5 protein-coding genes are annotated in these 3,962 nt (G+C 58.3%); all 5 read right to left on the reverse strand.

The window, feature by feature from the left end; translation table 11 throughout:
* On the reverse strand, positions 1 to 650 hold a 650-nt coding region (locus H5U08_RS12170; protein WP_297033384.1), incomplete at its 3' end, for a response regulator transcription factor.
* A gap of 297 nt (positions 651 to 947) precedes the next feature.
* Positions 948 to 1,673: a YdcF family protein gene (locus tag H5U08_RS12175; protein WP_297033387.1), complete on the reverse strand. Its 726-nt coding sequence runs from the start codon at positions 1,671 to 1,673 to the stop codon at positions 948 to 950.
* Positions 1,670 to 2,488, reverse strand: coding sequence for a hypothetical protein (locus tag H5U08_RS12180; RefSeq protein ID WP_297033390.1), 819 nt, complete (start codon positions 2,486 to 2,488; stop codon positions 1,670 to 1,672). The genes H5U08_RS12175 and H5U08_RS12180 overlap by 4 nt, the downstream gene beginning before the upstream one ends.
* A 110-nt stretch (positions 2,489 to 2,598) precedes the next feature.
* The gene (locus H5U08_RS12185; protein ID WP_297033393.1) at positions 2,599 to 2,853 is read right to left on the reverse strand and encodes a hypothetical protein; all 255 of its coding nucleotides are present in this window, start codon (positions 2,851 to 2,853) and stop codon (positions 2,599 to 2,601) included.
* 282 nt (positions 2,854 to 3,135) lie between these two features.
* A partial coding sequence (locus tag H5U08_RS12190) for a choice-of-anchor N protein (protein WP_297033396.1) occupies positions 3,136 to 3,962 on the reverse strand: 827 nt, incomplete at its 5' end.

Here is a 3,962-nt window from a genome sequence, read left to right on the forward strand (position 1 = left end):
AACCCGTTTTTCACGGCCCAGACGGCCGCCTGTGTCCGATCTGTCACACCAATTTTTCTTAAAATGTGCTGGACGTGTTCCTTGACGGTTTCGTAGCTGATTTTGAGGGCCTGAGCGATCTCTTTGTTGGTCATACCCCGGGCAAGGTGGCGCAGGACCTCGCTTTCACGCTGGGTCAATGGGATGTCGATATTTCCCTGGGTCCGCGGCGTGGCAAGTCCTCCCGCCACCCGACGAAGTTCTTCCCGGGTCCAGATACTTTCCCCACGGGCGGCTGCCCGGATGGCCTCCAACAGCTCGTCGCGTGTGCTGCTTTTAAGGAGGTACCCCTGGGCACCGAACGCCACCGCTCGGGCGACGTAGCTCGGATTGTCGAATGTGGAAAGGATCAGGACCGGGAGATCGGGTTTTTCGAGCTTGATTCGGCCAAGAGCGTTGAGCCCGTCGCCACGGGGCATCCGGACATCGAGGATGGCCACATCGACATCGTTATCGCGCAAGAAGTTGACCGCGTCCTCGCCCGTTGTTGCTTCCCCCACGACCTCGATCTCCGTCCCCTGAAACATGGCGCGGAGACCCACCCTCACCATTTCGTGGTCGTCAGCGATGAACACGCGAATTTTCCTGGGTTCAATTTGCGCCTCGCTCATGGCCATGGATCTCCCAGCTTATATCCCCTTGAAGCGACGCCCCGCCAACGCATCTGGCCCCCACAACGTTCCCCCCTCAAACTGATGGTTGCCCTCCCACCATGATCATCTTACCAGTTTGGCTCCCAGTGCGGTAGTGCTACACCACCAACTTGGGGAATTTCCGAGACACGGAGAGCGTCGAGACAGAAACCGCCCAGAACCAGGGAGGTGGCGGGGGTCGGCAGCCCCATAATGACGTGGCAAGGCAGCAGACCCTGGGCAGAGGAAGCCTGAAAGCTGAAGCGCCAAAGCTCTTCAGGCCTGAGTATGGTCCGGTGTTTGATACCATCGGCGGTGGGTGAAATGGCGCCGGAGCATGCCCAGCAAGACGATCAGGCCGATAAACATTGGCACCCACCATTTTCCCGATCCATAGATGATCCAGTAGGAGAAAAGCTTGAGGTACTCGCTGGTGACCATGAAGAATCCATCGCCAGACTGCCACCACCGGCGGAGGTCGTAGCGCTCGGAAGGAACCCCCACGAAGCTCACGCGGTCTGCCATCGGGCCGAGCAAATGGCGGACGCTCCAGGCGGTCCGACGGGTGTGGAGACTGTCGGTCACGATGAGGACCCGGGCCGACGGAGACTCCACCAGGACATCTCGCAAGGAAACGATTTCGTGAAACGTCGCCGCGTGATTGCCCCGCAAGAGGACGATTCGATCCTCGGGCACGCCCAGACGCATCAAAAGGGCCTTCGTGAGTTCGTGTTCCGGGGGTAAGAGAGGACGGGTCTTTGACGGCACGGGTTTGATTTCGGAGATGAGGATTCGATCCACCCAGCCCTTCCGGTAGAGAACGGCGGCCAGGACCGGACGGTTTTCTACACCTCCTCCCATCACCATGGCGTAGTCAGCATGGCGAAGTGGGCTGCTGACATCGAGCCAGCCTGCGAGGTAGGGAAGCCACCACTGGTGCGCGGCGGCCAGACCGCCGACGACGGCCACGACCACCAGAACGGCTACCCACCGATGCCTCATGGTACGGATTTTCTTTGGCTCTCCGGACATTCCGGTATCAATCTGTCAAAATCATCGAGAGATAAAGGCTGCGGCGCTACCACCGGCCGGGGTTCTATGACGGAATAAAAGAGGTAGAGATAGCCCACCATGGCCCCTTTGATGCCTGCCCGGCAACGCCACCAGTTTTGCTCGGAGAAGAGGGGATGCGGCACCCCAACGAGCGTGATGCGACGGTAAATAGCGTCGCCCATGGCAGAACGAAGGACCAGTGAAGCACTTCTTCCACCGAATTCTTCCACGAAAAAGACCGCGTGCGAATTGGGATGCCGCTCCAGGTAGTCTGCCACCGCCTGCGCTTCGTACCACAGCCCGATTTGGGTAGGTTTGAGTTCGATCACCCGCTCGGGAGGAATACCGTAATCCTTCAGGGCTGACCGGAGGACCTCCACCATGGGCGGGATGACGCCCAGCTCCACCAGTCGGCTCGGCCATCCTTCCGTAAAGATGACAACGGCGTCCGGATTTTGCAGTAGAATCGCTGCCGCTTGGGGAATCGCGTCTTCGGTTGGTAACGAGTGTCCATCGGAACTGCGAATCCAAACGACATCCACCGCATGTGGAGGGGAAACCGAGGGTGCCAGGAGTGGATAGACGAGGAGCGGAAGCCACTGTCGGTGGAAAATCAGCCCGAAGACGAAGATCAGGGCAGCCGCAACAAAGAGATGGCGTCGCCACCGAGAACGGCGAGCGGTTCGCTCCGGTGGAACGGACGCAGTCGCGCCCGCCGGGGTGATGGGACGGCTGGCAGTCTCGGAAGTGTGGGCCGATTCCATCAATACCTTACCCAAAAGACCAGCGTGCCGAACTGGGCTGGCGATGCCGGCAAATCATAGCCCCATTGTATCTCATTGACTGTTCGGAGGGGCAAGGAGCCGGAGCAAGCTCACGGGCACCACCAGGGATCATCGCAGCAATCGGGGTTGCCGGGTGGACAACTTGCCGGATCGCATGTTCCACAAACGTTGATTGCTTCAACGGCCTGAGAGAGATCGTTCAGCTCGCTGAGCAGGGCATTGCGCACCGCAGCTAGCCCGCCGATAATTCCGATCACAAGGAGCGAAATGAGAAGAATCCACTCGAAACTGAGCACGCCACGACGGAACGAGCGCCGGCGATGCGACGATGAGAGGTGACTCATAGAGCATGGACTCCTCGGGACAAAGATGGGCCTGAATCAATATCGCTTCGCGATTGGGAATTTCAGATGTCGTTGACCTCGTTCACAGGATAAGCACGTCGCGTGCCGAAACGACGCTGACCTCACCAAAACCCCGCCGCAGCGACTTAAAAAGGAAGGGAACTGCTCTGTGGATGCAATACGATGTTGCGTGTGCGAAACATGTGCCCTGTGGCGTGTTGCCCAACAGGAACAGCCGGGCGGGCAATGATGACTACGCCGCAACCACAGTCGAAAACGCGTTCAACGTGGTTTGGTCAGCCTTTCTTTCGCCGCCGGAAGAAGGTGCCCGGCCCGAAGACCAAGAAAAGAGGCGAGAGCAACAAGGCTCACCGGTTCGGGCACAACCGTCACATCGCCGTCAGCGTCGTGCGAAAACGGGGCGAACCGATAGCGTACGTGGTTTTTCGCTTCCACGTGGTTGTACGCATCAAAGTGGACATTCACACCGTGAGCGCTGGAGCCGTCTGAAAAAGTGATGGTCACCTCATAAACGTTGATTTGACCTGTCTTCGGACCTGGCGGGGGTACGTTGTTGATAAAATCGCCGATGGGCGAATCGGAAAGCGTGAAGTCCCCCAGAAGCCATTCCTGCCATACAACACCCTCACCGTAGATGCCGTGGGCAGGCAATGGGGAACCATCCCCCAAAACGGGCTGAGTTCCTTCAGCACCGTACTGAAGAAAGGTGGGAGTGGGGGGTGTCGAGGGATCGGTGAATCCAAAAAGACTACCCGTGGTGCTCGGAGTGATGGTCACGGCAAGATCGACGCCGTTAGCCCGGTAAATGGAGGAATAAGCCATAGAAAGACGCACCTCCTCAATAGGTCCCTTGGAGGTGTTGCCGATGATCCACAACCGGAAGGGTGCTCCCGCTGAAGAACCTGGCGGCGCCAGATACCAGCTTTCTGTGACCGTATCATAAAGCCCGCCCTCGAGATAGATTTGCAGAGTCGGTTCCGCGAAAACCCGTGCCTTGTCTGCCCATCCGGCTAGCACGAACACGACACCGACTAAAATGCCCGCACTAAAACTATGGTTGCGAAACATTGGCTTGAATCTTCTGCTGA

Source organism: Thermogutta sp. (genome assembly GCF_014359955.1).
Classification (GTDB): domain Bacteria; phylum Planctomycetota; class Planctomycetia; order Pirellulales; family Thermoguttaceae; genus Thermogutta.